A 24,668-nucleotide genomic window follows, 5' to 3' on the forward strand; every position below is an offset into this window, starting at 1 on the left:
CGGTCCGAGTGTCGGTGCCCGGACGTACCCTTGAAGCCATGAGCGCCGCCATCCCCACCCCGTACGAGGATCTGCTCCGCGACGTCCTCGCCAACGGCACGCACAAGGACGACCGCACCGGCACGGGGACGACGAGCGTGTTCGGGCGCCAGCTGCGCTACGACCTGTCGCAGGGCTTCCCGCTCATCACGACCAAGCGCGTGCACTTCAAGTCGGTCGCCCTCGAGCTGCTCTGGTTCCTGCGCGGCGACTCCAATGTGCGCTGGCTGCAGGAGCGCGGCGTGCGGATCTGGGACGAGTGGGCCGACGAGAACGGCGACCTCGGCCCCGTGTACGGCGTGCAGTGGCGCTCGTGGCCGGCCCCCGACGGGCAGCAGATCGACCAGATCGCGAACGTCGTCGAGCAGATCCGGCGCAACCCCGACTCGCGGCGCCACCTCGTGACGGCGTGGAACCCGTCGGAGATCGAGGGCATGGCGCTGCCGCCGTGCCACGCCATGTTCCAGTTCTACGTGGCCGACGGCCGGCTCTCGTGCCAGCTGTACCAGCGCAGCGCCGACATGTTCCTCGGCGTGCCGTTCAACATCGCCTCCTACGCCCTGCTGACCGCGATGGTCGCGCAGCAGACGGGCCTCGAGCTCGGCGAGTTCGTGTGGACCGGCGGCGACGTGCACATCTACGACAACCACCGCGAGCAGGTGGCCGAGCAGCTCTCGCGCGAGCCCTACCCGTACCCCACGCTGCACTTCGCACGCCGCCCGGAGTCGATCTTCGACTACGAGCTCGAGGACTTCGAGATCCGCGACTACCAGCACCACCCCACCATCAAGGCACCGGTCGCCGTCTGATGACGCTGCGGGCCATCTGGGCACAGGCCCGCTCGCGCGACGGGCGCGGGGTGATCGGGGCCGCGGGCGACATGCCGTGGCACCTGCCGGAGGACCTGGCGTACTTCAAGCGCTCCACGTCCGGCCACCCTGTGGTCATGGGGCGCCGCACGTGGGAGTCGTTCCCGCCGCGTTGGCGGCCGCTGCCCGGCCGGACGAACATCGTCGTCACGCGCGACGCCGCGTACGACGCGCCAGGGGCGACCGTCGTGCCCTCGCTCGACGAGGGCGTGGCCGCCGCGGCCGCCGCGTCGGAGGACGCGTGGATCCTCGGGGGTGGGCAGATCTACGCGCAGGCGATGCCGCGCCTCGACGAGCTGTGGGTGACCGAGATCGATCTCGAGGTCGACGGCGACGCCTTCGCGCCGCCGATCGGCCCCGAGTGGCGGACGATCCGCGCCGATCCGGCGGACGGCTGGCACACGAGCGAGAGCGGCCTCCGCTACCGCTTCCTCGTCTACGCCCGGGCGTGAGCGCAGGCGGGGGACGATAGCCTGGAGGCATGACGCACTCGGGCAATCCCTTCGGGCAGGTGCTCGTCGCGCTCGTCACTCCGATGACGGCCGACGGCGAGGTCGATTGGCCCAGCGTCGAGAAGCACATCGACGACGTCGTCTCGGCGGGCGCCGACGGCGTCGTCGTCACGGGCACCACGGGCGAGACCTCCACCCTCACCGACGCCGAGAAGATCCGGCTCGTCGAGGTCGGCAAGGACGTCGCCGCGGGGCGCGCCCGGATCATCACGGGCGGCGGATCGAACGAGACCGCGCACGCGATCGAGCTCTACCGGAAGAGCGAGAAGGCCGGCGCCGACGGCATCATGATCGTCACGCCGTACTACAACAAGCCGACGCAGGCGGGCATCCTCACGCACTTCCGCCTCGTCGCGAACGCGACGGATCTGCCGGTCATCCTGTACGACATCCCCGGCCGCACCGGCGTGCCGATCCGGTACGAGACGATCCTGCGCCTCGCGAAGCACCCCAACATCCTCGCGATCAAGGACGCCAAGGGCGACTTCAGCGAGGTCAGCCGCGTGCTGAACCAGACCGATCTGATGTACTTCTCGGGCGACGACGCCAACGTGCTGCCGCACATGTCGATCGGCGCCGTGGGCGCCATCAGCGTGACGGCCAACATCGCGCCGGCGCCGTACCGCACGATCGTCGACGCCGTGAACCGCGGCGACCTCGCGGCCGCAACCGATGCGCACATGCGCCTCGAGCCGCTCGTCCGCGCCGTCATGACGCACGTGCCGGGCACGGTCTCGGCCAAGTACATCCTGCACGGCCTCGGCCGCATCTCGAGCCCGCGCGTGCGCCTGCCCCTCGTCGGCCCCGAGGAGTGGGAGGCCGCCGTCATCGAGGACGAGCTGGCCCTCGTGAAGGGCGTCGAGGGCGTCGACTTCTCCGACTTCCGCCCCGACCGCAATGCGGCCGCCGGCGGTGCGCTGCCGAAGATCCCCGGCACCACGCGCTGAAGACCTCCGCGGGCGTGAAGCGCCCGCACGACAACAGAAGAATCGACGACCGGACGCCCCGCGTCCCGGGAAGGCGGACCATGTCCACACCTGTCTACGACCCGCGCCCCCTCGAGAGCGGCGTGCTGCGCGTGACCCCGCTCGGCGGCCTCGGCGAGGTCGGCCGCAACATGACCACGTACGAGTTCGACGGCAAGATCCTCATCGTCGACTGCGGCGTGCTCTTCCCCGAGGAGCACCAGCCCGGCGTCGACCTCATCCTGCCCGACATCGAGCCCGTGCGCGGCCGCCTCGACGACATCGTCGGCGTCGTGCTCACGCACGGCCACGAAGACCACATCGGCGCCGTGCCGTACCTGCTGCGCCTGCGCGAGGACATCCCCATCATCGGATCGGGCCTCACGCTCGCGCTCACGCAGGCGAAGCTCAAGGAGCACCGGATCCGGCCGGTCTCGCAGAAGGTCGTCGAGGGCGAGCGCCTGAGCGTCGGACCCTTCGACCTCGAGTTCGTGGCCGTGAACCACTCGATCCCCGACGCGCTCGCCATCGCGATCCGCACGCCCGCCGGCCTCGTGCTGCACACGGGCGACTTCAAGATGGACCAGCTGCCGCTCGACGGCCGCATCACCGACCTGCGCGCCTTCGCGCGCCTGGGGGAGGAGGGCGTCGACCTCTTCCTGCCCGACTCCACGAACGCCGACGTGCCGGGCTTCACCCCGACGGAGCGGGCCATCGGTCCCGTGCTCGACCAGGTGATCTCGAAGACCACGGGACGCGTCATCGTGGCGAGCTTCTCGAGCCACGTGCACCGCGTGCAGCAGGTGCTCGACGCCGCCGCCGCGAACGGCCGCCGCGTCGCGCTGCTTGGCCGCAGCATGCTGCGGAACATGACGATCGCCGCCGACCTCGGCTACCTGCAGGTCCCGCAGGGCGTGCTCATCGACTACAAGAAGGCCCGCGACATCCCCGACAGCGAGATCGTCTACATGTCGACCGGATCGCAGGGCGAGCCGATGGCCGTCCTCAGCCGGATGGCGAACCTCGACCACGAGATCGAGCCCGGTCCCGGCGACACCGTGATCCTCGCCTCCTCGCTCATCCCCGGCAACGAGAACGCGGTCTACCGTGTCATCGACGGGCTCACGAAGCTCGGCGCCAACGTCGTGCACAAGGCCAACGCGCGCGTGCACGTCTCGGGCCACGCGGCGGCGGGCGAGCTGCTGTACTGCTACAACATCCTCCAGCCGCGCAACGTGCTGCCCGTGCACGGCGAGTACCGCCACCTCATGGCCAACGCCAAGCTGGCGCAGGACACGGGCATCCCCGAGACGCGCACGATCCTCGGCCAGAACGGCACCGTGGTCGACCTGCGCGACGGCGTCGCCGAGGTCGTGGGCCAGCTCGACCTGGGCTTCGTGTACGTGGACGGGTCGAGCGTGGGCGCCATCACCGACGCCGACCTCAAGGATCGCCGCGTGCTGGGCGAGGAGGGCTTCGTCTCGGTCATCGTCGTCGTCGACGCCCAGACCGGACGCATCATCTCGGGTCCCGAGATCCAGGCGCGCGGCGTGGCCGAGGACGACGCGGTGTTCGACAAGGTCAAGCCGAAGATCGCCGCCGCCCTCGAGGAGGCCGCGCAGAACGGCGTGCGCGACAACCACGCGCTGACGCAGACCGTGCGCCGCACGATCGGCCGCTGGGTGGGCAACTCGCTGCGCCGCCGCCCGATGATCGTCCCGGTCGTCATCGAGGCCTGACGCGGGACCGGAGCGGCGCGGGATCCGCGGAAACCCGGGTCGCTCCCGCCGGATGTCGGCGCCCGCGCGTAGCGTGGAGCGCATGGCACGCACGTCGACCGACCCCAAGAGCGCCCGCTCGAAGGCGTCGTCGCGCGCCCGCAAGCCGGCGCCGGCGCCGAAGAAGTACGTCGGCGAGGCCGACAAGCCGCCCGTCGCGGTGCGCGCCTGGAACGGCCTCGCCCACGGCGTGGGCGGGCTGTTCCGCGTGTTCGGGCCCGAGAGCCTCGAGAAGGACGACCGCCGCGACGGCTTCCCGTTCCTGCTCGTGCTGCTGGCCGCGGCCGGCGCCGTCACCGAGTGGGTGTTCATCGGCAACGAGGCGGCGTCGCTCGTGAGCGCGTACACCTTCGGGCTCTTCATCGGGCGCACGGCGTTCGTCTACCCGGTGCTGCTGCTCCTGCTGGCGGGCTGGCTCTTCCGCCACCCCTCGTCCGTGCACGACAACGGCCGCATCGGCATCGGCTTCGGCCTGCTCTCCGTCACCGTCGCGGGCTTCTGCCACGTGGCAGGCGGCCGCCCCCAGCCCCCGGCCGGCATGCCGGCGCTGAGCGAGGCCGGCGGGCTGTTCGGATGGATGATCGGCGAGCCCCTCGCGATGCTCCTCACCGATGTCGGCGCGTACATCCTGCTCGGCCTGCTGGGCGCGCTGAGCGTGCTGATCCTCACCAAGACGCCGCCGAACCGGATCGTGAGCCGGCTCGGCGACCTGTACGCCTGGATGTTCGGCACCGAGCGCGTCGTCGAGGACGCCGGCGAGACCGCCCCGACGAAGGTGCTCGGCAAGGGCAAGGGCAAGGGCAAGGGCAAGGCCGACGACGAGGCGTCCGACGACGACGCCGACGACCGCCCCTGGTGGCGCCGCAACAAGAGCGGCCGCGAGGAGGAGTCGGATGTCGTCACCGATCCTCAGGACCTCACCGAGCTGCTCGGCACCCAGACCGACGGCGGCTACCACAACGCGGTCGTCGTCGCCGACCCCGAGCCCGCCGACGACGCCACCGAGATCCTCTCCGACCTGAGCGGCGTGACGGCCGGACTGCGCGAGTCCGGATCGACGGGGCTCGTGGGCGACGGCGACGACACCGGCGACCTCGCCGAGGCGCTGCCCGGCCTCAGCGGGTTCGGCACCGACGGTCCCGGATCGCGCGGACCCCAGCCGCCGTCCACGCCCTATGTGCTGCCCTCGCCCGCCGCGCTCTCGGCCGGGCCGCCCTCGATCGCCAAGTCCGAGGCGAACGAGCGCATGGTGCAGCAGATCGAGGGCGTCTTCGAGCAGTTCAAGGTCGACGCGAAGGTCACCGGCTTCTCCCGTGGCCCGACGGTCACGCAGTACGAGGTCGAGCTCGGCCCCGGCGTGAAGGTCGAGAAGATCACGCAGCTGTCGAACAACATCTCGTACGCGGTCGCGTCGAACGACGTCCGCATCCTCGCGCCGATCCCCGGCAAGAGCGCGATCGGCATCGAGATCCCGAACGTCGACCGCGAGACGGTCGCGCTCGGCGACGTGCTGCGGTCGCCTGCGGCGCAGAAGTCGACGCACCCCATGACCATCGGCGTGGGCAAGGACGTCTCGGGCGGCTATGTCGTCGCCAACCTCGCGAAGATGCCGCACCTGCTCGTCGCCGGATCCACGGGATCCGGAAAGTCGAGCTTCGTGAACTCGATGATCACGAGCATCCTGATGCGCGCCAAGCCGAGCGAGGTGCGCATGGTGCTCGTCGACCCCAAGCGCGTGGAGCTGACGAACTACGCCGGCGTGCCGCACCTGATCACGCCCATCATCACGAACCCGAAGAAGGCCGCCGAGGCGCTGCAGTGGGTCGTGAAGGAGATGGACATGCGGTATGACGACCTCGCGTCGTTCGGCTACCGCCACGTCGACGACTTCAACGCCGCCCTCGCGCGCGGCGAGGTCGAGCTGCCGCCGGGCAGCGAGCGGGTGCTGAAGCCGTACCCGTACCTGCTCGTGGTCGTCGACGAGCTCGCCGACCTCATGATGGTCGCCCCGCGCGACGTCGAGGACTCCATCGTCCGCATCACGCAGCTGGCCCGCGCCGCCGGCATCCACCTCGTGCTCGCGACGCAGCGCCCGTCGGTCAACGTGGTCACGGGCCTCATCAAGGCCAACGTGCCCTCCCGCCTCGCCTTCGCGGTGACGAGCGTCACCGACAGCCGCGTCATCCTCGACGAGGGCGGCGCCGACAAGCTCATCGGCCAGGGCGACGCCCTGTTCTCGCCGATGGGGTCGTCGAAGCCGTTCCGCGTGCAGGGCGCGTGGGTGACCGAGGACGAGATCGACCGCGTGGTCAAGCACGTCACCGGGCAGGCCCGCCCCGAGTACCGCTCCGACGTGGCCGAGGCGATCGACGCGAAGAAGAAGGAGATCGACGAGGACATCGGCGACGACCTCGAGGTGCTGCTGGCGGCGGCCGAGCTCGTCGTGTCGAGCCAGTTCGGCTCGACCTCGATGCTGCAGCGCAAGCTGCGGGTGGGCTTCGCCAAGGCCGGTCGCCTCATGGACCTGCTGGAGTCGCGCGAGATCGTCGGCCCGTCCGAGGGCTCGAAGGCCCGCGACGTGCTCGTCACCCCCGAGCAGCTGCCCGAGGTGCTCGCGCGCATCAAGGGCGAGGACGTGGCGCCGCCGGCCCCCGCGGCCGCCGAGGAGCCCGAGGACGACCGCTACGCCGACGACCCGATCGAGGCCCAGTTCGCCGGCCGCCCCGTCGAGGACGAGGACGGCGACGAGGACGCCTGGCAGCTGACCGGGCGGGACTGAGACACTTCACGCATGGCCATTCCCCGGCAGCTGCCGAACGCGATCACCGTCGCCCGCATCCCGCTCGCGATCCTCTTCCTCATCCTCCTGCTGCTCGCGGGGCGGCATGGTGAGGCCGATCTCGCGCTGCGCTGGGTCGCCGGCGTGCTGTTCGTCGTGGCGATCTCCACCGACTGGGTCGACGGCTACCTCGCGCGTCGCTACGACATCGTCAGCGACTTCGGCAAGCTGTGGGATCCCATCGCCGACAAGCTCCTCACGGGTCTCGCGTTCGTCGGCCTCGCGATCCTGGGCGAGATGGCCTGGTGGATGGTCGTCGTCATCCTCGTGCGCGAGTGGGGCATCACGGTGCACCGGCTCGTCGTGGCACGCGAGCACGTGGTCGCGGCGGCGTGGATGGGCAAGCTCAAGACCACGGTGCAGGCCGTCGCGCTCTCGTGGGCGCTGCTGCCCCTGCACCTGCTCATCGGCGTCGGCCCGTGGGCGGTGATCACGGCGGTGCTGATGTGGGTGGTCGTCGTACTCACGCTCGCGAGCGGCGTCGACTACGTCGTCGCGCAGGTGCGGGGCGCGCGGGCGGTGCGATGAGCGGGCCGTCGGTGCCCGGCACGTTCGGCGTGGCGTCGGATCTTCTTGCGCAGCTGCGCGCCCGTGGCTGGACCATCGCCGTCGCCGAGTCGCTGACCGGCGGTCTGCTCGCCTCGGCGCTCGTGGAGATCCCCGGCGCCTCCGCGAGCCTGCGCGGGGGAGTGGTCGCGTACGACACGGCCATCAAGCGCAGCCTGCTCGGGGTCGACGCCCGCACGCTCGCCCACGGCGGGGCGGTGCAGCCGCGGGTGGCGGCGCAGATGGCGGAGGGCGTGCGGCGCGCGATGGCCGTCGACGGCGCGGCGTCCGAGGTCGGCGTCGCGACGACCGGGATCGCCGGCCCGGTCTCGCCGGACGGGCAGCCGGTCGGAACCGTCGACATCGGCGTGAGCCTGCCCGGCGGCACGCACACGGAGCGGGCCGTGCTGTCCGGCGACCGCGACGAGATCCGCGCGCAGGCGGTGGGCCTGGCGCTGCGCCTGACGCTCGACTTCGTGCGCGCCGAATCCCCCACGCGGGTAGCCGGCGAGGGAAATCTGTGTGATTCCGAGGAATCCGACAGATCCCGGGATTAGATTGGGTCACACGGTGTTGTACTGTTGTGCACCCGAACGAACCGGTCGGCTGCAGTGAGGAGGGGGCCCGACATGATCCTGGTACGTCAAGAGATCGGCGACGTCCTGCGGGATTTCCGTCAGCAGCAGGGGCAGACCCTCCGCCAGGTCGCGAGCAAGGCGAGCGTCGCGCTGGGCTACCTCAGCGAGGTGGAGCGCGGGCAGAAGGAGGCCTCGAGCGAGATCCTCGCGTCGGTGGCCGAGGCGCTCGACATCCCCATCTCCACGATCATGCGCACGGTCGGCGACCGCATCGCGGTGGTCGAGGGCGTGGATCACTTCCCGGACGTCGTCCCCGACGACCTCGTGGCGCAGGTCGGCCCCGAGCTGTCGCTGCGCTGACGCTCTTGCGGCGAAGCGAGTTCCTGCGCGCGGTCGACGACGAGTTCGGCGCCCATGCGGTGTCGCTGCTGAACGATCTCGTGCTGCCCGGCTTCGGGCGGACGGCGACGGAGGCGCTCGACGCCGGCGTGCCGCCGCGCGAGATCTGGCTCGCGCTGTGCGAGGAGACGGACGTCCCCGCCGAGCGCCGCTACGGCGCGGGCCGGATCGAGCCCCGGCGCTGACGCGGGGCCGCGTCTCGCGCGTGCCCGCCGGTGGAGTCGAACATCCGTACGGCGTGTTGTCGAACATCCGTTCTTTTCGCGCGTAGCCTCGTGCACAGGTGGACCCGGGTGCCGGGCCTTCCACAGTCCGCGGATCTCCCACATGCGATGTCGGAGGCCCCTCGTACCGTGGCAGACAGGCACCCAGCCACACGCCTTGTCGGAGAACCCGCTCGACCGAGCGGGTCGCGACAGCCTAGAGGCGGCGGAATCACGAGCAGAAGGAGCACGTCATGCCCTCAGCAGCAGATCGCGAGAAGGCCCTCGAGTCGGCCCTCGCCCAGATCGACCGGCAGTTCGGGAAGGGCTCGATCATGCGACTGGGCAGCGATGAGCGCGCCCCGGTCGAGGTCATCCCCACGGGCTCCATCGCCCTCGACGTCGCGCTCGGCGTCGGCGGACTGCCCCGCGGCCGCATCATCGAGATCTACGGGCCGGAGTCGTCGGGTAAGACGACGCTGACCCTCCACGCGATCGCCAACGTCCAGCGCGCCGGCGGAATCGCGGCGTTCGTCGACGCGGAGCACGCGCTCGACCCCGAGTATGCGAAGAAGCTCGGCGTCGACATCGACCAGCTCCTCGTCTCGCAGCCCGACACGGGTGAGCAGGCGCTCGAGATCGCGGACATGCTGATCCGCTCCGGCGCGATCGACGTCGTCGTCATCGACTCCGTCGCGGCGCTCGTGCCCCGCGCCGAGATCGAGGGCGAGATGGGCGACTCGCACGTGGGCCTGCAGGCGCGCCTCATGTCGCAGGCGCTTCGCAAGCTCACCGGTGGGCTGAACCAGACGAAGACGACGGCGATCTTCATCAACCAGCTGCGCGAGAAGATCGGCGTGTTCTTCGGATCGCCCGAGACCACCGCGGGTGGAAAGGCGCTGAAGTTCTACGCGTCCGTCCGCCTCGACATCCGCCGCATCGAGACGCTGAAGGACGGCAGCGAGGCGGTCGGAAACCGCACACGCGTCAAGGTCGTCAAGAACAAGATGGCGCCGCCCTTCAAGCAGGCGGAGTTCGACATCCTCTACGGCACCGGCATCTCGCGCGAGGGCAGCCTGATCGACTTCGGTGTCGAGCACGGCATCGTCAAGAAGTCGGGATCGTGGTTCACCTACGACGGCGATCAGCTCGGCCAGGGCAAGGAGAACGCGCGCAACTTCCTGCTCAAGAACCCCGACATCGCGAACGAGATCGAGACGCGCATCAAGGAGAAGCTCGGCGTCGGCCAGAGCGGTGCCGCGGCCGTCGAGGCTCCGGCCGACGAGGTGACCGCGCGTCGCACGGCGTGAGGCCATGCGAGGCGACGACACGCAGGGAGCCGACGTGACGACGCAGCATGACGGGGGCGAGGACCTCGCCCCCGTCATCCCCCTCTTCGGCGCGGGCCGCGGGCGGTCCGGGAGTCGGACTGCGGGCGGCCGGCCGGGGCAGGAGCGGGTGCCGCACGCGGCCGGCCCGACCCACCCCACGCGCCGCATCCCGTCCGCGGCGTCCCCCTCCGGCGCCGGTCCGGAGGCAGACGCCGCCGACGGCGACGCGGACGCGGCCTGGCACACCACGTGGCGAGGCCTCGGAGCGGGGCGCCCGCGCCCGGTGCCGACCCTCGAGATCGAGAAGCGCGACGGGATGCGGCAGGTGCGCTTCGCGGACGCCGGGGCCGGGGACGAGGCCGGCGGCGCGGCCGCGGCGCCGCGTCGGCGCGATGCCTCCGAGCGCGATGCCTCAGAGCCCGATGCCTCGGAGCTCGCGGAGCGGGCCGAGCGCCGTCTCGTCCGCTCGCTGGGCACGCGGGGCCTGTCCGTGGTCGAGGCGCGCTCCCGCCTCGTGCAGGAGCTCCCGCGCGAGACGGCGGACGAGATCCTCGAGCGCCTGCAGCGGATGGGCGCGCTCGACGACGCGCGGCTGGCCGAGCAGCTGATCCACACGTCGCTGGCGCGGAAGAAGCAGGGGCGGCGCGCCATCGCCCAGTCGCTGTCGACGCGCGGCATCCCCCGTGATGTCATCGACGCGGCGCTGGCGGACCTGCCCGACGACGACGCCGAGCGAGCGCTCGAGTTCGCGCGCAGCAAGGCCCGGCAGCTGGCGCGCTACGACGATGACACCGCGCTGCGGCGCCTCGTCGGTCAGCTCGCGCGGCGGGGGTTCGGCGGATCCGTCGGGATGTCGGCGGCGCGGCGCGCGCTCCTCGAGGTCAGGGCCCCGTCCGGTGGGGCGCCGTCCGGTGGGGTCCGGTTCGAGTAGAGGCCGATGCCCGAGCACGGCCGAGACGTAGCTCGCAGCGGGCACAGCCAGGGAACGTAGAATGAGGCCGTCATGAGCACACCCTCCAGCGCCCCCACCCTCATCGAGCCGTCGACGGCCGCCGTCGGTGCCGACGGCCGGCCCCGTTCGTACGAAGTGCGCACCTTCGGCTGCCAGATGAACGTGCACGACTCCGAGCGGCTCTCGGGCTCTCTCGAGAGCGCGGGCTACGTGCGCGCCGCGGAGGGCGAGGACGCCGACGTCGTCATCATCAACACGTGCGCCGTGCGCGAGAACGCGGCCGGCAAGCTCTACGGCACGCTCGGCCACCTGAAGTCGCGCAAGGACAAGCACGCCGGCATGCAGATCGCCGTCGGCGGCTGCCTGGCGCAGATGGACAAGGAGACCGTGCAGCGCAAGGCGCCGTGGGTCGACGTCGTCTTCGGCACGCACAACATGGGGTCGCTGCCGCGCCTGCTCGAGCGCTCGCGTCACAACGAGGAGGCGGAGCTCGAGATCCTCGAGTCCCTCGAGACGTTCCCCTCCACGCTGCCGACCAAGCGCGACTCCGTCTACAGCGGCTGGGTGTCGATCTCGGTCGGGTGCAACAACACCTGCACGTTCTGCATCGTGCCCAGCCTGCGCGGCAAGGAGAAGGATCGTCGCCCCGGCGACATCCTGAACGAGATCCGCCTGCTCGTGGAGGACGGCGCGATCGAGGTCACGCTGCTCGGTCAGAACGTCAACTCCTACGGCGTCGAGTTCGGCGACCGCCACGCGTTCGGCAAGCTGCTGCGCGCCGCGGGAGAGATCCCGGGCCTCGAGCGCATCCGCTTCACGAGCCCGCACCCCGCCGCCTTCACCGACGACGTGATCGACGCGATGGCCGAGACGCCGCAGGTGATGCCGCAGCTGCACATGCCGCTGCAGTCGGGCAGCGACCGCATCCTGCGCGCCATGCGCCGCTCCTACCGCAGCGCGAAGTTCCTCGGCATCCTCGACCGGGTGCGCGAGCGCATCCCGCACGCCGCCATCTCCACCGACATCATCGTGGGCTTCCCCGGCGAGACCGAGGAGGACTTCCAGGAGACGCTGCGCGTCGTGGAGCAGGCCCGCTTCGCGAGCGCCTTCACCTTCCAGTACTCGATCCGCGAGGGCACGCCCGCCGCGACGATGCCCGACCAGGTGCCCAAGGAGGTCGTGCAGGATCGCTACGACCGCCTCATCGCCCTGCAGCAGCGCATCACGCTCGAGGAGAACGAGAAGCAGCTCGGCCGCGAGGTCGAGGTGCTCGTGTCCACGGGCGAGGGCAAGAAGGACGCCGCGACCCACCGCCTCACCGGTCGCGCCGAGGACAACCGCCTCGTCCACTTCGAGGTGCCCGCCGGATCCGACCTGCCCCGCCCCGGAGACGTCGTCACCGTGACGATCACCCACGCGGCGCCGTCCCACCTTCTCGCCGATGCGCCGGACGGCGCGCCGCTGCGCATCCGCCGCACCCGCGCCGGCGACGCGTGGGACCGCACTCAGTCGGAGTCGTGCGCCGTGCCGTCCGCCGACGGCCACGGCGGCGCCGCGTCCGGACCGGTGAAGCTCGGCCTGCCCACCCTGCGCGTCGGCGTCTGACGGCCCCGGTCGTCGGACCGAGTCCAGCAAGCGGAGACGCGGTGAGCGAGCCGAGGCCGTCGGGGCGCGACCCCGATGACGGGCCGCGCCTGTGGGCGGTCGTCGGCGCGACCGGGACGGGCAAGAGCGACCTCTCGCTCGACCTCGCCGAGGCCCTCGCGGCACGCGGACGCGGGGCCGAGATCGTCAACGCCGACGCCATGCAGCTGTACCGCGGCATGGACGTCGGCACCGCCAAGCTCTCCGTTGCCGAGCGGCGGGGCATCCCGCACCAGCTGTTCGACGTGCTCGAGGTGACCGAGGACGCCGCCGTCGCGCGCTACCAGGACGACGCGCGCGCCGCGATCGACGACATCCTGGCCCGTGGGCGTCATGCGATCCTCGTCGGCGGATCCGGGCTATACGTCTCGAGCGTGCTGTTCGACTTCCGCTTCCCGCCCCGCGACGAGCGGCTGCGCGCCGAGCTCGAGGCCGAGCTCGACCGCTCCGGCCCCGGCGCCCTCTACGACCGGCTCCGCGCCGCCGACCCGGCCACGGCCGAGCGGGTCGACCCGCGCAACGGCCGGCGAATCGTGCGTGCCCTGGAGATCCTCGCCCAGGGCGGGCGCACGCACGGCGCTGCGCTGCCCGAGCGGCCGGTGCCCTGGCGGCCGGCGGAGCTGATCGGCCTCACGATGGACCGCCCGGCGCTCATCGAACGCCTCGACCGGCGCGTGGAGCGGATGTGGGCGAGCGGCATGCTCGACGAGACCGCCCGGCTGCGCGAGCGCGGGCTCGAGCGGGGCACCACGGCGCGCCGCGCGATCGGCTACGCGCAGGCGCTCGCGCAGCTGCGGGGCGAGCTTGGCGAGGCCGACGCCATCGCCGAGACGCAGGCGCTCACGCGCCGCTACGCGCGCCGCCAGGTGAGCTGGTTCCGCCGCTACGCGGACGTGCGCTGGCACGAGGCCGGCCGCGCGGACCCCGCGGCCATCGCCGCGATCGCCGGCTGACCCGCGCCCTCCTCGCCCCCGTCCATGCGCGGATCCGTAGACTGGCGGGATGACGGAGATCGCGTTCACCAAGGGTCACGGCACGGGCAACGACTTCGTGATCGTCGCCGACCCGGACGGCGAGCTCGAGCTCAGCGACGACCAGGTCGCCATCCTGTGCGACCGCCGCTTCGGCATCGGGGCCGACGGCCTGCTGCGCGTCGTCCGCTCCGAGCGCATCCCCGAGGGGGCCGCGGCCCTCGCCGAGGACGAGCATGCCGAATGGTTCATGGACTACCGCAACGCCGACGGCTCGAAGGCCGAGATGTGCGGCAACGGGGTGCGCGTGTTCGCCAAGTACCTGCTCGACGCGGGCCTGGCGACCCTCGACGCCGGCTCGACGCTGCCCATCGGCACGCGCGCGGGCGTGCGGGACGTCACGCGCAGCGAGACGGGCTTCCAGGTGGACCTGGGCCGCTGGCGCGCCGAGCCGGGGGAGCCGACGGTGCGCGCCCGCGGGATCGGCGTGGCCAGGCCCGGGCTGGGCATCGACCTCGGCAACCCGCACGTCGTGGTCGCCCTCGCCTCCGAGGACGAGCTCGAGGCGCTGGATCTCACGGCGCGGCCCGTCGTCGAGCCGGTGCCCGAGCGCGGCGCCAACATCGAGTTCGTCGTGCCGCAGGAGCCGCTCGTGAAGGACGGCATCGGGCGCGTGCGCATGCGCGTGTTCGAGCGCGGCGTGGGCGAGACCCTCAGCTGCGGCACGGGCGTCGCGGCGACGGCCCTCGCCGTGCGCGAGTGGGCGGGGCCCACGGCGCCGAGCCATTGGCGCGTGGACGTGCCGGGCGGCACGCTCGCCGTGCGCATGTTCCCCGCCGAGGACGGCGAGCACGTCGCGCTGTCGGGCCCCGCCACGCTCGTCTACACGGGCACGGTCGCGCTCGCCTGACGGGCGGAACGCCCCGCGTCAGACCCCGAGCGTGTCGATCGGCGCCGTCGGGGGATTGCCGTGCCGGCGCACCTTGATCACGCGATAGCCCTTGCCCGTCGCGGTGCGGTGCACGGTGAAGCCGTCGTCGAACGTGGCGGCCAGCCAGCGCTGCAGGGAGTCCGAGCCGAGATCGCGCTTGACCACGAGGTAGGCGTCGCTGCGCTCCGCCAGCCGCGGGATCCACGTCTCCATCAGCTCGTGGAGCATCGACTTGCCGACCCGGATCGGCGGATTCGAGCGGATCGTGCGGAAGGTCACGTCGGAGGGAACATCCGCGGGCGTGACGGCGTTGATGTTCTCGAGGCCGAGCTCCTCGGCGTTGCGCCGCACGAGGTCGAGGGCGCGCTCGTTCACATCCACCGCCCACACGCGGGCGCGGGGCGACAGCGTCGCGAGCGTCAGCGAGATGGGCCCCCATCCGCATCCGAGGTCCAGGAAGTCGCCGCCCGCGGGCGGCTCCGGGGTGCTGTCGAGGAGAACCTTGGTGCCGGTGTCGAGACGTTCGGGACTGAAGACGCCGGCCGCGGTCGTCACCTCGACCTCACGGCCGGCGAGGGGGATGCGGATGCGCCGAAGCTTCTCGGCGCTGGCGGGAGCCTCGCTGAAGTAGTGATCTCCCATAGGCGGCCAGCGTACCGGAGTCGACGGTCCGCCGTAACGCGCAGTTCCTGCGCAGGACACCATCTGCCGCGATCGCGGCGGATCACCTAAGCTGAAGGGCTTGCACGTGCACGAAGACAGGGAGCACATGACGGAATCCACCTCGTCCGAGCCGGACACCACCTCGCGCCGCGACGACGCGACCGAGGACTCGATCGATCCGGTCGAGCGCGTGCTGGCGAGCGTCGATGCGCGCTCGGGGCTGCGCACCTTCGGCGGCGCCCAGGCGCTGCAGGACGACGCGACGGCCTACGGCACATCGGACGGCGAGCAGTGGGATCGCGAGGAGCGCGCCGCGCTGCGCCGCGTCCCGGGGCTGTCGACCGAGCTCGAGGACGTCACCGAGGTCGAGTACCGGCAGCTGCGGCTGGAGAACGTCGTGCTCGTGGGCGTCTACTCCCAGGGCTCGCTCGTCGACGCCGAGAACTCGCTGCGCGAGCTGGCGGCGCTCGCCGAGACCGCCGGCGCCGTCGTGCTCGACGGCGTGCTGCAGCGCCGCCCGCACCCCGACCCCGCGACGTACCTCGGCCGCGGCAAGGCCGAGGAGCTGAGGGACCTCGTGGCGTCCGTCGGCGCCGACACGGTCATCGCCGACACCGAGCTGGCCTCCTCGCAGCGCCGCGCGCTCGAGGACGTCGTCAAGGTGAAGGTGATCGACCGCACCGCCGTGATCCTCGACATCTTCGCGCAGCACGCGAAGACGCGCGAGGGCAAGGCGCAGGTCGAGCTCGCCCAGCTCGAGTACCTGCTGCCGCGCCTGCGCGGCTGGGGTGAGTCGATGAGCCGCCAGGCCGGTGGCCAGGTCGGCGCGGGCGGAGCGGGCATGGGCTCGCGCGGACCGGGTGAGACGAAGATCGAGCTGGATCGGCGTCGCATCCGCACGCGCATGGCGCAGCTGCGCCGCCAGATCCGCGACTTCGCGCCTGCGCGCGATGCCAAGCGCTCCGAGCGCAAGCGCAATACGATCCCGTCGGTGGCGATCGCGGGGTACACGAACGCCGGCAAGTCGAGCCTGCTGAACCGCCTCACGAGCGCCGGCGTGCTCGTCGAGAACGCGCTGTTCGCCACGCTCGATGCGACCGTGCGCCGCACGGAGACGAGCGACGGGCGCGTGTACACGCTCGCCGACACCGTGGGCTTCGTCCGCAACCTGCCGCACCAGCTCGTCGAGGCGTTCCGCTCGACCCTCGAGGAGGTCGCCGACGCCGACGTGCTGCTGCACGTCGTCGACGCGCACCACCCCGATCCCGCCGGGCAGATCGCCACGGTGCGCGACGTGATGGGCGAGGTGGGGGCGCGCGAGGTGCCCGAGATCGTCGTCTTCAACAAGGCCGACCTCGTCGACGACGACACCCGGCTCGTGCTGCACGGTCTCGAGCCGCGCGCGGTGTTCGTCTCGTCCCGCACGGGCGAGGGCATCGACGAGCTGCGTCGCGTCGTCGAGGACGCGCTGCCGCTGCCCGAGGTCGAGCTGCGCGCCGTCGTGCCGTACAGCCGCGGCGAGCTCGTCTCGGCCATCCACGAGACCGGCCAGCTCCTCGAGCGCCGCCACGAGACCGAGGGCACGTTCGTCCACGCGCGCGTCAACGCCCGCCTCGCGGCGGAGCTGGAGCCCTACACGCTCTGACCCCACCCCCGCCGAACCCGCGCTCGTCCGCCGAGCCCGCGCTCGATGCGGCGCGGGCTCGCCGATCGAGGGCGGGTTCGGCGGGGTGTCGTCAGTCCAGCTCGAGCGGCGGGGTGTCCGGGGTGGTGAAGCCGAGCACCTCGCCGAGGAACGCCAGCTCCGCCTCGAAGGCGCGCTGCAGCGTGTCGGCGCGGCGGAAGCCGTGCGACTCGCCCTCGAACAGCAGGTACGCGTGCGGCACGCCGTTGGCCGCGAGCGCGTCGCGCAGCGCCTCCGACTGGCTCGGCGGCACGACGGGATCGTCCGCGCCCTGCAGGATCAGCAGGGGCGTGCGCAGCGTCTCGGGGCGCGACAGCGGCGACCGCGAGACGTACACCTCCTCCGCCTCGGGCAGGGGCCCGACGAGCCCGTCGAGGTAGCGCGCCTCGAAGTCGTGCGTGTCGGCCACCAGCCGGCGCAGATCCGCCACGCCGTAGCGGCTGATGCCCGCGGCGAACGCATCGGTGTCGGCGACCGCGCACAGCACCGTCCAGCCGCCCGCCGATCCGCCCTTGATCGCGATCCGGTCCGCGTCCGCGAGCCCCGCCTCCGCGAGCCCGCGCGCCGCGGCCGCCGTGTCCTGCACGTCGACGACGCCCCAGCCGCCGCGCAGCCGCTCGCGATAGGCCCTGCCGTAGCCCGTGGACCCGCCGTAGTTCACGTCGAGCACGCCGATGCCGCGGCTCGTGAAGTACGCCATGACGATCGAGAGCGTGCCCGAGACGTGGGTGGTGGGACCGCCGTGCACCAGCACGAGGTAGGGCGGCAGCTCGCCCTCGGGTGCGTCGAACTCGGGGCTCGTCGGCGGGTAGTCGAACGCGTGCACGGGACCGTTCGGACCGGGGCAGGTGATGGCGCGCGAGACCGGCAGCCAGGCGGGGTCGAGGTCGCCGACGGGCACGCCGCCCCGCACCGGCTCGATCGTGTGCGCGTCGACGTCGAGCAGCCACAGGCCGCCCGGCACGCGCGCGCCGGCGCCGGTCAGCAGCACGCGCTGGCCCCGCACGTCGCGCACGAGCACGCCGCCCGTGAGGGGCGTGTCGAGGGCGTCCTCGGCGCCGCACGTGGGATCGATCACGACGAGCTGATCCGATCCGTTCGTCTGCACCGCGAGGATCCGGCCGTCGGTCGTGGTCGCGTACCAGCGCGCGCCGAGGTTCCACAGGGGCCCGCCCGTGTCGGCGTCGACCGTCATGATCGGCTCGGGCCCGACCGCCGACAGGCCGTCGACGCGCGCCCAGTGCAGGTTCCAGCGCGCATCCTGCCCCGGGTGCGGGATGTCGGCGAGGAACATCAGCTCGTCGTCGCCCGTCCACTCGGGCTGCAGCGCCGAGACGGTGCCCGCCGCGGTGCGCCCGCCGGCGATCACCACGTGCTCGGTCACGCGGCCGCGCTCGTCGAGGCGGCCGACGCGCAGCTCGGCGGCGTCCCACGGCATGTCGGGATGGTCCCACGCGATCCACGCGATCCGATCGCCGCGCGGGGCCGGATAGGCGAGGAAGTCGCTGCCCGCCACGACGCTCGCGACGGCGGCCGCGTCGTGCGCGGCCGACCCGTCGAGGGGGATGCGCACGATGTCGCGCGCGGGCACCGGGGCGCCGGTGCGCGTCTCGCGCACGGCCCACAGCGCGCCCTCGGCGAGGGTGAGGTCGCCGAAGCACATGCCGCCGTCCGCCGGGGTGAGCGGCTCGGGATCCGTGCCCGGCGCGAACCTGTAGACGCGCTGGTCGGCGTGCTCGACGAAGTAGGCGACGCCGTCGTCGCCGGCGGTCCACGCACCGCCGCCGTACTCGTGCACGCGGGAGCGCACGCTCCAGGGGGCGGGCAGCAGCACCTCGGGCTCGCGGCCGGCCTCGCCGCGCATCAGGGCCGTGCGGCCGCGCTCGGCCGGCAGGCCCTCGCTCCACCAGACCTCGTCGCCCACGAAGCGCGCGCCGTCCACGCGCAGCGATCCGCCGGCCACGTCGGCCGCGGTGATCGGCGATCGCCACGTGCCGTAGGGCGCGATCGTGCGGGCGGGGGCGGTCGCTTCGGAGGCCATGCCACCCACCGTAGGCGAGACGGCGGCGGGCCGCAGGGCGCCCGCCGGTGCGGATCAGACGGCGCGCAGCACGGCGACGACCTTGCCCAGCACGGTCGCCTCGTCGCCGAGGATCGGCTCGAACGCCGAGTTGCGCGGCAGCAGCCACGTGTGGCCGTCGCGCTGGCGGAAGGCCTTCACGGTGGCTTCGCCGTCGAGCATCGCCGCGACGATGTCGCCGTTCTCGGCGTTGTTCTGCGCGCGCACGACCACCCAGTCGCCGTGGCAGATCGCGGCGTCGATCATCGAGTCGCCGTTGACCTTGAGCATGAACAGCTCGCCCTTGCCCACGAGCTGGCGGGGCAGGGGGAAGATCTCCTCGACCTGCTGCTCCGCCGTGATCGGCACGCCCGCGGCGATGTTCCCGACGAGCGGCACCATCGCCGCGTCGCCGACGGCGGGCGCCGTGTCGGCCGGGTTCTCGCCCGACAGACCGGGCAGGTCGATGAGCACCTCCATGGCGCGCGTCTTGCCGGGGTCGCGGCGCAGGTAGCCGCTGAGCTCGAGCTGGCCGAGCTGGTGCGTCACGCTCGAGAGCGACTTCAGCCCGACGGCGTCGCCGATCTCGCGCATGCTCGGCGGGTAGCCGTGGCGCTGGATCGAGCGCTGGATGACCTCGAGGATGGCCATCTGCTTCTCGCTGAGGTTCCGGCGACGCCGCGTGCGGGGCTTGTCGTCGGTGCCGGCGATGTCGGCCGCGGCGTCGCTCATCTGTGCTCCTCGTTCGGATGTCGGAGGTCCGTGATTACGTGACCCTCGACCTCGAAGGTAGCCGATTCGTCGGGGTCTTCGGGAGATTTGTTCGAGCGTGTCCCGGCGGATCCGATGTCGGATGTCGGAGATAGCGTTGACATGTTCGAACCGTCGAACGTATATTCGGTACAGAGCTTCGCATCCGGCCTCCCGGCCGAGCGTCGGATGCGAAGCCGCCCAGACAGAAGGAGCACGACATGAGCACCGCCATCCTCACGGCAGCGGCAGCCCCCTCCGCGCCCCGCACCCGGCTGCGCCTCACGGTGCGCGGCCGCCGCGTGCTGGCGGCGCTGGCGGCCGCCCCGGTCGTCGCGGGTCTCGCGGCGGCCGTGCTCGGCGGCGGCGCGGCCCTGGCATCGGGCGAGGCGGGCGCCGACGCCTCGGCGTTCCACCTCGTCACGGTCACCGCGGGCGATTCGCTGTGGAGCATCGCGCAGGACGTGGCGCCCGGTCACGACCCGCGCGACGTGGTGTACGAGCTGAAGCGGCTCAACAACCTCGCCGGCGGGCTCGTGAGCCCCGGCCAGCAGATCGCGGTTCCCGCGGGCTACGCCGACTGAGCGGGGGCCGGGGCGGCATCGTCGTCCTCGCGATGACGGGCACGGCGATCGTCCGGCATCGAGGGGCCGCTCGGATCTAACATGGAGGGCGTGACCTCCGACCCGGCGAATACCTCGATCGCTCCCGCGATCACCCTCGACGACCTGCCGCTCCGCGCCGACCTGCGCGGGCAGACGCCCTACGGGGCGCCGCAGATGGCGGTTCCGGTCGCGCTGAACGTCAACGAGAACACGCATCCGGTGCCCGACGATGTCGCCGACGACATCGCCGACGCCGTCTCGCGCGCCCTGCGCGACGTGAACCGCTACCCCGACCGCGAGTTCACCCAGCTGCGCGAGGGATTCGCCGACTACCTCGGCCACGGACTCGTGCCCGAGCAGCTCTGGGCGGCCAACGGCTCGAACGAGGTGCTCCAGCAGGCGCTGCAGGCCTTCGGCGGGCCGGGGCGCTCGGCCTTCGGCTTCGCACCCACCTACTCGATGTATGGGCTGCTGGCCCGCGGCGTCGGCTCCGACTGGGTGACGGGCGAGCGCGGCCCGCGCTTCGAGATCGATCCCGAGGACGCGGCCCGTCAGGTCGCCGACGCGCGGCCCGACGTCGTCTTCCTCTGCGCGCCCAACAACCCCACGGGCACGCCGCTGTCGCTCGACGTCGTCGAGGCGGTCTACGACGCCACCGACGGGATCGTCATCGTCGACGAGGCGTACCGCGAGTTCGCGCCGCGCGAGGAGCCGTCGGCCCTGAGCCTGCTGGAGGGGCGCCCGCGCCTGGCCGTCTCGCGCACCATGAGCAAGGCGTTCGCCTTCGCCGGCGCGCGCGTCGGCTACCTCGCCGCCGATCCCGCCTTCATCGACGCGCTGCGTCTCGTCCGGCTGCCCTACCACCTGTCCGCCCTCACGCAGGCGGCGGCCTCCGCGGCCCTGCGCCACGCCGACACGATGCTGCGCACGGTCGACGAGATCGTCGAGCAGCGCGACCGCATGTCGGCCACGCTCGAGGCGCTCGGCTACACCGTCTACCCGTCGTGGGCGAACTTCGTCCTGTTCGGCGGGGTGACCGATCCCTCGCGCACCTGGTCGGCGCTGCGCGACCGCGGCATCCTCGTGCGCGACATCGGCATCCCCGGCCACCTGCGCGTCACGGCGGGCACGGAGGACGAGACGACGGCGTTCCTCGAGGCGCTCGCGGAGATCGGCAACTGAGCCGGGATCCCGCCCCGCGCAATAGACTCGAGGGTATGACCGCAGCCCGCACCGCCCGCCGCAGCCGCTCGACGAGCGAGTCGTCCGTCGAGCTCGAACTGGACCTCGACGGCACCGGCGCGAGCAGCATCGACACGAGCGTGCCGTTCTTCGACCACATGCTCACGGCGTTCGCGAAGCACTCGCTGACCGACCTCACGGTGAAGGCGAGCGGCGACACGCACATCGACGCGCACCACACCGCCGAGGACGTCGCGATCGTGCTGGGGCAGGCGATCCGCGAGGCGCTCGGCGACAAGTCGGGCATCTCGCGCTACGGCGACGCGCTCGTGCCGCTCGACGAGGCGCTCGCGCAGGCCGTCGTCGACATCTCCGGGCGGCCCTACCTCGTCCACACCGGCGAGCCGGCCGGATTCGAGCAGCACCTCATCGGCGGGCACTTCACGGGATCGCTCGTGCGCCACACCTTCGAGGCGATCGCGTTCAACGCCGGCCTCACCGTGCACGTGCGCGTGCTGGGCGGCCGCGACCCGCATCACATCGCCGAGGCGGAGTTCAAGGCGCTCGCGCGCGCGTTCCGCCAGGCCAAGGCCCTCGACCCGCTCGTGACGGGCGTGCCGTCCACGAAGGGCGCGCTGTGACCGACGCGGCTTCCGCCGGCCAGGAGCGGCCGCTCGTCGCGGTCCTGGACTACGGATCGGGCAACGTCCACTCCGCCGTCAAGGCCCTGCAGGCGGCCGGCGCCGACGCGCGCCTGACGAACGACCGCGGGCTCGTGCGCGATGCCGACGGCCTGCTCGTGCCCGGCGTGGGCGCGTTCCGCGCCGTCATGGAGCAGTTGAACGCCATCCGCGGCGGCGAGCTGATCGAGCGCCGGCTGGCGGGCGGCCGGCCCGTCATGGGCATCTGCGTGGGCATGCAGATCCTCTTCGAGCGCGGGATCGAGCGCGGCGCCGACACCGAGGGCCTCGGGGAGTGGCCCGGCGTCGTCCGCGAGCTCGATGCGCCCGTCGTTCCCCACATGGGCTGGAACACCGTCGAGGCGCCCGAGAGCTCCGTGCTGTTCCGCGGCATCGGCGAGGAGCGGTTCTACTTCGTGCACTCGTACGCCGCGCAGGAGTGGACGCTCGACGTGCAGCCCCCGTTCCCCGAGCCCGCCGTCACGTGGGCCGCGCACGGCGGGCGGTTCATCGCCGCCGTCGAGAACGGCCCGCTCTCGGCCACCCAGTTCCACCCCGAGAAGTCGGGCGAGGCCGGCATCCGCCTGCTCGCGAACTGGGTCGGATCGCTGCGCGGCTGATCCCGCGCGCGGTCCCGATCCGCGCCCTCCCCGGGCATCCGCGCCGGAGTTCGCGCTCGATTGGATCGATCGGCCCGGCGCGCGTACCCTCAGACATCGTGCGTTCCGGCGGTAGCGTCCCGCCCGCACAGGGAGATATGAACGATTTCGCGTCCACACCCGGACTGATCCTGCTGCCCGCCGTCGACGTGGCCGGTGGCAAGGCCGTGCGCCTCACCCAGGGCGAGGCCGGAACCGAGACGAGCTACGGCGACCCCATCGAGGCCGCGGAGCAGTGGGCCGCGCAGGGCGCCGAGTGGATCCACCTCGTCGACCTCGACGCCGCCTTCGGGCGCGGCAGCAACACCGCCGTGCTGCGCAAGGTGCTCAAGCACGTCAAGGGCGTCAACATCGAGCTCTCCGGCGGCATCCGCGACGACGCCTCGCTCGAGGCGGCGCTCGAGAGCGGCGCGCACCGCATCAACCTCGGCACGGCCGCGCTCGAGAACCCCGAGTGGACCGCGTCGATCATCGGCCGCTACGGCGAGGCCGTGGCCGTCGGGCTCGACGTGCGCGGGACCACGCTGGCCGCCCGCGGCTGGACGCAGGAGGGCGGGGACCTCTGGGAGGTGCTCGACCGCCTCGAGGACGCCGGCTGCGCGCGCTACGTCGTGACCGACGTGACGAAGGACGGCACCCTCAGGGGCCCGAACCTGGAGCTGCTGCGCGAGGTCGCCTCGCGGACGGACAAGCCCGTCATCGCCTCCGGCGGCGTCTCGAGCCTCGACGACATCGCCGCGCTGCGCGGTCTCGTGCCCGAGGGCGTCGAGGGCGCGATCGTGGGCAAGGCGCTCTACGCCGGCGCGTTCACGCTCGCCGAGGCGCTCGACGTCGCCACCGACTGAGATCGTGCACGACCACGGCGGCGCGCAGGGCGGAACGGGGGATCCGTCGCGCGCCGACTCCGCCGGCGTTCCGTGGGAGGGCCGCACGTTCCGCGCGAACCCGGCCGCCGGGGACGACGGATCGGCCGACCCGCGTCTGTGGGAGGCGCTGACGCGCTTCCGCGACGGCTCGGGCGATCCCGTCGCGGTCGTCGACGCGCTGCGCGAGGCGCGCGTGCTCGTGCCGCTCGTGGCCGAGAAGGGCGACGAGGGCGTAGGCGCGCACGGGCTCGCGGTGGACAAGACGCAGGAGCTGTCGATCGTCACGGTCGCGGCCCCCGACGGCCGCAGCGTGCAGCCGGTCTTCTCGAGCGTCGACACGATGCGCCGGTGGGACGCGAAGGCACGCCCGATCCCCGTCGCCGGCACGCGCGCCGCGCTCGCGGCGGCGGGGGAGCAGACCGACCTCGTCGTGATCGATCCCGCCGCCGACACCGAGTTCGTCGTGCGCCGGCCGGCCGTGTGGGCGATCGCGCAGTCGCAGCCGTGGGAGCCGGCGTGGACGAGCCCCGAGGTCTACCGGGGCCTGCAGGAGTCGATCGGCCAGGAGCTGGCCGTGCTCGACCTCGCCGTCGAGCCGGGCGACCCGGCCGCGCGCCTGCGCGGCCCCGAGCTCGTCGTGCGCCTCACGCTCGTCGAGGGCCTGGAGCGTACCGAGCTCGACGCCGTGCTGCAGCGCCTCGCCCGGCGCTGGGCGGCGGACGACCGCATCGCGGTGCTCGTCGACAGCCTCCAGGTGAAGCTCGCGCGAGGACTTTCCTGACCGGTTGCACCGACAGGTCGAACCCGATCGGGTGCTGAACTTCAGCGGCGACGCCGCGGAGATGACGCGACCACCGCAACCGATCGGTCGCTCACCACGGCGCAACCGGTCACTGTGCGAGCGAAGCGTACGGCCCGAAGTACCGCGCCCCGCGGATGCGGCGGTTGCGCGTGACCATGACG

24 protein-coding genes are annotated in these 24,668 nt (G+C 72.4%); 21 read left to right on the top strand and 3 right to left on the bottom strand.

What is annotated here, in order from left to right; genetic code table 11:
- Nucleotides 1-38: 38 nt before the first annotated feature.
- From ACWDR7_RS09555 to dapF, 14 genes are all read left to right on the top strand, one after another.
- Nucleotides 39-848, top strand: coding sequence for a thymidylate synthase (locus tag ACWDR7_RS09555; protein ID WP_449854680.1), 810 nt, complete (start codon nt 39-41; stop codon nt 846-848).
- On the top strand, nt 848-1,360 hold the full coding sequence (locus ACWDR7_RS09560; RefSeq protein WP_449854681.1) for a dihydrofolate reductase: 513 nt from the start codon (nt 848-850) through the stop codon (nt 1,358-1,360). Before ACWDR7_RS09555 ends, ACWDR7_RS09560 begins: the two co-directional genes overlap by 1 nt.
- A gap of 29 nt (nt 1,361-1,389) precedes the next feature.
- Nucleotides 1,390-2,367 (top strand): 4-hydroxy-tetrahydrodipicolinate synthase, encoded by a 978-nt coding sequence (dapA, locus tag ACWDR7_RS09565; RefSeq protein ID WP_449854682.1) that lies wholly within the window; start codon nt 1,390-1,392, stop codon nt 2,365-2,367.
- Nucleotides 2,368-2,447: 80 nt separating this feature from the next.
- Nucleotides 2,448-4,124, top strand: a complete 1,677-nt coding sequence (locus tag ACWDR7_RS09570; protein ID WP_449854683.1) for a ribonuclease J — start codon at nt 2,448-2,450, stop codon at nt 4,122-4,124.
- An 82-nt stretch (nt 4,125-4,206) separates the two neighbouring features.
- Nucleotides 4,207-6,942 (top strand): DNA translocase FtsK 4TM domain-containing protein, encoded by a 2,736-nt coding sequence (locus tag ACWDR7_RS09575; RefSeq protein ID WP_449854684.1) that lies wholly within the window; start codon nt 4,207-4,209, stop codon nt 6,940-6,942.
- 12 nt (nt 6,943-6,954) lie between these two features.
- Nucleotides 6,955-7,530 (top strand): CDP-diacylglycerol--glycerol-3-phosphate 3-phosphatidyltransferase, encoded by a 576-nt coding sequence (gene pgsA, locus ACWDR7_RS09580; RefSeq protein ID WP_449854685.1) that lies wholly within the window; start codon nt 6,955-6,957, stop codon nt 7,528-7,530.
- The gene (locus ACWDR7_RS09585) at nt 7,527-8,105 is read left to right on the top strand and encodes a CinA family protein (RefSeq protein WP_449854686.1); all 579 of its coding nucleotides are present in this window, start codon (nt 7,527-7,529) and stop codon (nt 8,103-8,105) included. Before pgsA ends, ACWDR7_RS09585 begins: the two co-directional genes overlap by 4 nt.
- 72 nt (nt 8,106-8,177) lie before the next feature.
- On the top strand, nt 8,178-8,486 hold the full coding sequence (locus tag ACWDR7_RS09590) for a helix-turn-helix domain-containing protein (RefSeq protein WP_449854687.1): 309 nt from the start codon (nt 8,178-8,180) through the stop codon (nt 8,484-8,486).
- A 5-nt stretch (nt 8,487-8,491) separates the two neighbouring features.
- Nucleotides 8,492-8,710, top strand: coding sequence for a DUF3046 domain-containing protein (locus ACWDR7_RS09595; RefSeq protein ID WP_449854688.1), 219 nt, complete (start codon nt 8,492-8,494; stop codon nt 8,708-8,710).
- 272 nt (nt 8,711-8,982) lie between these two features.
- Nucleotides 8,983-10,038: a recombinase RecA gene (gene recA, locus ACWDR7_RS09600; protein WP_449854689.1), complete on the top strand. Its 1,056-nt coding sequence runs from the start codon at nt 8,983-8,985 to the stop codon at nt 10,036-10,038.
- Between the two features lie 34 nt (nt 10,039-10,072).
- Nucleotides 10,073-10,990, top strand: coding sequence for a regulatory protein RecX (locus ACWDR7_RS09605; protein ID WP_449854690.1), 918 nt, complete (start codon nt 10,073-10,075; stop codon nt 10,988-10,990).
- A 72-nt stretch (nt 10,991-11,062) separates the two neighbouring features.
- Nucleotides 11,063-12,616: a tRNA (N6-isopentenyl adenosine(37)-C2)-methylthiotransferase MiaB gene (miaB, locus tag ACWDR7_RS09610; RefSeq protein WP_449854691.1), complete on the top strand. Its 1,554-nt coding sequence runs from the start codon at nt 11,063-11,065 to the stop codon at nt 12,614-12,616.
- A gap of 41 nt (nt 12,617-12,657) precedes the next feature.
- On the top strand, nt 12,658-13,608 hold the full coding sequence (miaA, locus tag ACWDR7_RS09615; protein ID WP_449854692.1) for a tRNA (adenosine(37)-N6)-dimethylallyltransferase MiaA: 951 nt from the start codon (nt 12,658-12,660) through the stop codon (nt 13,606-13,608).
- A 49-nt stretch (nt 13,609-13,657) separates the two neighbouring features.
- A complete protein-coding gene (gene dapF, locus ACWDR7_RS09620; protein ID WP_449854693.1) occupies nt 13,658-14,536 on the top strand; it encodes a diaminopimelate epimerase in 879 nt (292 codons plus the stop codon).
- Nucleotides 14,537-14,554: 18 nt separating this feature from the next.
- Here dapF and ACWDR7_RS09625 read toward each other — a convergent pair whose 3' ends face one another.
- Entirely contained in the window at nt 14,555-15,199 is a 645-nt protein-coding gene (locus ACWDR7_RS09625) for a class I SAM-dependent methyltransferase (protein WP_449854694.1), read from the bottom strand.
- Nucleotides 15,200-15,326: 127 nt separating this feature from the next.
- Here ACWDR7_RS09625 and hflX point away from each other — a divergent pair, with 127 nt between their 5' ends.
- A complete protein-coding gene (gene hflX / locus ACWDR7_RS09630) occupies nt 15,327-16,865 on the top strand; it encodes a GTPase HflX (protein WP_449854695.1) in 1,539 nt (512 codons plus the stop codon).
- Between the two features lie 91 nt (nt 16,866-16,956).
- Here the strand turns inward: hflX and ACWDR7_RS09635 are convergent, their stop codons facing one another.
- Together ACWDR7_RS09635 and lexA are read right to left on the bottom strand one after the other, a co-directional pair.
- On the bottom strand, nt 16,957-18,945 hold the full coding sequence (locus tag ACWDR7_RS09635; RefSeq protein WP_449854696.1) for an alpha/beta hydrolase family protein: 1,989 nt from the start codon (nt 18,943-18,945) through the stop codon (nt 16,957-16,959).
- Between the two features lie 54 nt (nt 18,946-18,999).
- Nucleotides 19,000-19,695 carry a transcriptional repressor LexA gene (lexA, locus tag ACWDR7_RS09640; RefSeq protein WP_449854697.1) on the bottom strand — a complete coding sequence of 232 codons (696 nt, stop codon included), beginning with the start codon at nt 19,693-19,695 and terminating at the stop codon, nt 19,000-19,002.
- Nucleotides 19,696-19,934: 239 nt separating this feature from the next.
- Between lexA and ACWDR7_RS09645 the strand changes: the two genes are divergently transcribed.
- From ACWDR7_RS09645 to ACWDR7_RS09670, 6 genes are all read left to right on the top strand, one after another.
- Complete coding sequence (locus tag ACWDR7_RS09645) at nt 19,935-20,297, top strand: LysM peptidoglycan-binding domain-containing protein (RefSeq protein WP_449854698.1); 363 nt, start codon at nt 19,935-19,937, stop codon at nt 20,295-20,297.
- Nucleotides 20,298-20,387: 90 nt separating this feature from the next.
- Complete coding sequence (locus ACWDR7_RS09650) at nt 20,388-21,500, top strand: histidinol-phosphate transaminase (protein WP_449854699.1); 1,113 nt, start codon at nt 20,388-20,390, stop codon at nt 21,498-21,500.
- Nucleotides 21,501-21,535: 35 nt separating this feature from the next.
- Nucleotides 21,536-22,141, top strand: coding sequence for an imidazoleglycerol-phosphate dehydratase HisB (gene hisB / locus ACWDR7_RS09655; RefSeq protein ID WP_449854700.1), 606 nt, complete (start codon nt 21,536-21,538; stop codon nt 22,139-22,141).
- Nucleotides 22,138-22,800, top strand: coding sequence for an imidazole glycerol phosphate synthase subunit HisH (gene hisH / locus ACWDR7_RS09660; protein ID WP_449854701.1), 663 nt, complete (start codon nt 22,138-22,140; stop codon nt 22,798-22,800). The genes hisB and hisH overlap by 4 nt, the downstream gene beginning before the upstream one ends.
- A gap of 137 nt (nt 22,801-22,937) precedes the next feature.
- Entirely contained in the window at nt 22,938-23,684 is a 747-nt protein-coding gene (gene priA, locus ACWDR7_RS09665; RefSeq protein ID WP_449854702.1) for a bifunctional 1-(5-phosphoribosyl)-5-((5-phosphoribosylamino)methylideneamino)imidazole-4-carboxamide isomerase/phosphoribosylanthranilate isomerase PriA, read from the top strand.
- 4 nt (nt 23,685-23,688) lie between these two features.
- Complete coding sequence (locus ACWDR7_RS09670; RefSeq protein WP_449854703.1) at nt 23,689-24,486, top strand: SseB family protein; 798 nt, start codon at nt 23,689-23,691, stop codon at nt 24,484-24,486.
- Nucleotides 24,487-24,668: the final 182 nt, after the last annotated feature.

This window comes from Microbacterium sp. NPDC003461, from assembly GCF_053588335.1.

Bases quoted from the DNA above. Each gene is read 5' to 3' on its own strand.
- ACWDR7_RS09555 (WP_449854680.1), top strand. From the start codon at position 39: ATGAGCGCCGCCATCCCCACCCCGTACGAGGATCTGCTCCGCGACGTC.
- ACWDR7_RS09560 (WP_449854681.1), top strand. From the start codon at position 848: ATGACGCTGCGGGCCATCTGGGCACAGGCCCGCTCGCGCGACGGGCGC.
- dapA (WP_449854682.1), top strand. From the start codon at position 1,390: ATGACGCACTCGGGCAATCCCTTCGGGCAGGTGCTCGTCGCGCTCGTC.
- ACWDR7_RS09570 (WP_449854683.1), top strand. From the start codon at position 2,448: ATGTCCACACCTGTCTACGACCCGCGCCCCCTCGAGAGCGGCGTGCTG.
- ACWDR7_RS09575 (WP_449854684.1), top strand. From the start codon at position 4,207: ATGGCACGCACGTCGACCGACCCCAAGAGCGCCCGCTCGAAGGCGTCG.
- pgsA (WP_449854685.1), top strand. From the start codon at position 6,955: ATGGCCATTCCCCGGCAGCTGCCGAACGCGATCACCGTCGCCCGCATC.
- ACWDR7_RS09585 (WP_449854686.1), top strand. From the start codon at position 7,527: ATGAGCGGGCCGTCGGTGCCCGGCACGTTCGGCGTGGCGTCGGATCTT.
- ACWDR7_RS09590 (WP_449854687.1), top strand. From the start codon at position 8,178: ATGATCCTGGTACGTCAAGAGATCGGCGACGTCCTGCGGGATTTCCGT.
- recA (WP_449854689.1), top strand. From the start codon at position 8,983: ATGCCCTCAGCAGCAGATCGCGAGAAGGCCCTCGAGTCGGCCCTCGCC.
- miaB (WP_449854691.1), top strand. From the start codon at position 11,063: ATGAGCACACCCTCCAGCGCCCCCACCCTCATCGAGCCGTCGACGGCC.
- dapF (WP_449854693.1), top strand. From the start codon at position 13,658: ATGACGGAGATCGCGTTCACCAAGGGTCACGGCACGGGCAACGACTTC.
- ACWDR7_RS09625 (WP_449854694.1), bottom strand. From the start codon at position 15,199: ATGGGAGATCACTACTTCAGCGAGGCTCCCGCCAGCGCCGAGAAGCTT.
- hflX (WP_449854695.1), top strand. From the start codon at position 15,327: ATGACGGAATCCACCTCGTCCGAGCCGGACACCACCTCGCGCCGCGAC.
- ACWDR7_RS09635 (WP_449854696.1), bottom strand. From the start codon at position 18,945: ATGGCCTCCGAAGCGACCGCCCCCGCCCGCACGATCGCGCCCTACGGC.
- lexA (WP_449854697.1), bottom strand. From the start codon at position 19,695: ATGAGCGACGCCGCGGCCGACATCGCCGGCACCGACGACAAGCCCCGC.
- ACWDR7_RS09645 (WP_449854698.1), top strand. From the start codon at position 19,935: ATGAGCACCGCCATCCTCACGGCAGCGGCAGCCCCCTCCGCGCCCCGC.
- hisB (WP_449854700.1), top strand. From the start codon at position 21,536: ATGACCGCAGCCCGCACCGCCCGCCGCAGCCGCTCGACGAGCGAGTCG.
- priA (WP_449854702.1), top strand. From the start codon at position 22,938: ATGAACGATTTCGCGTCCACACCCGGACTGATCCTGCTGCCCGCCGTC.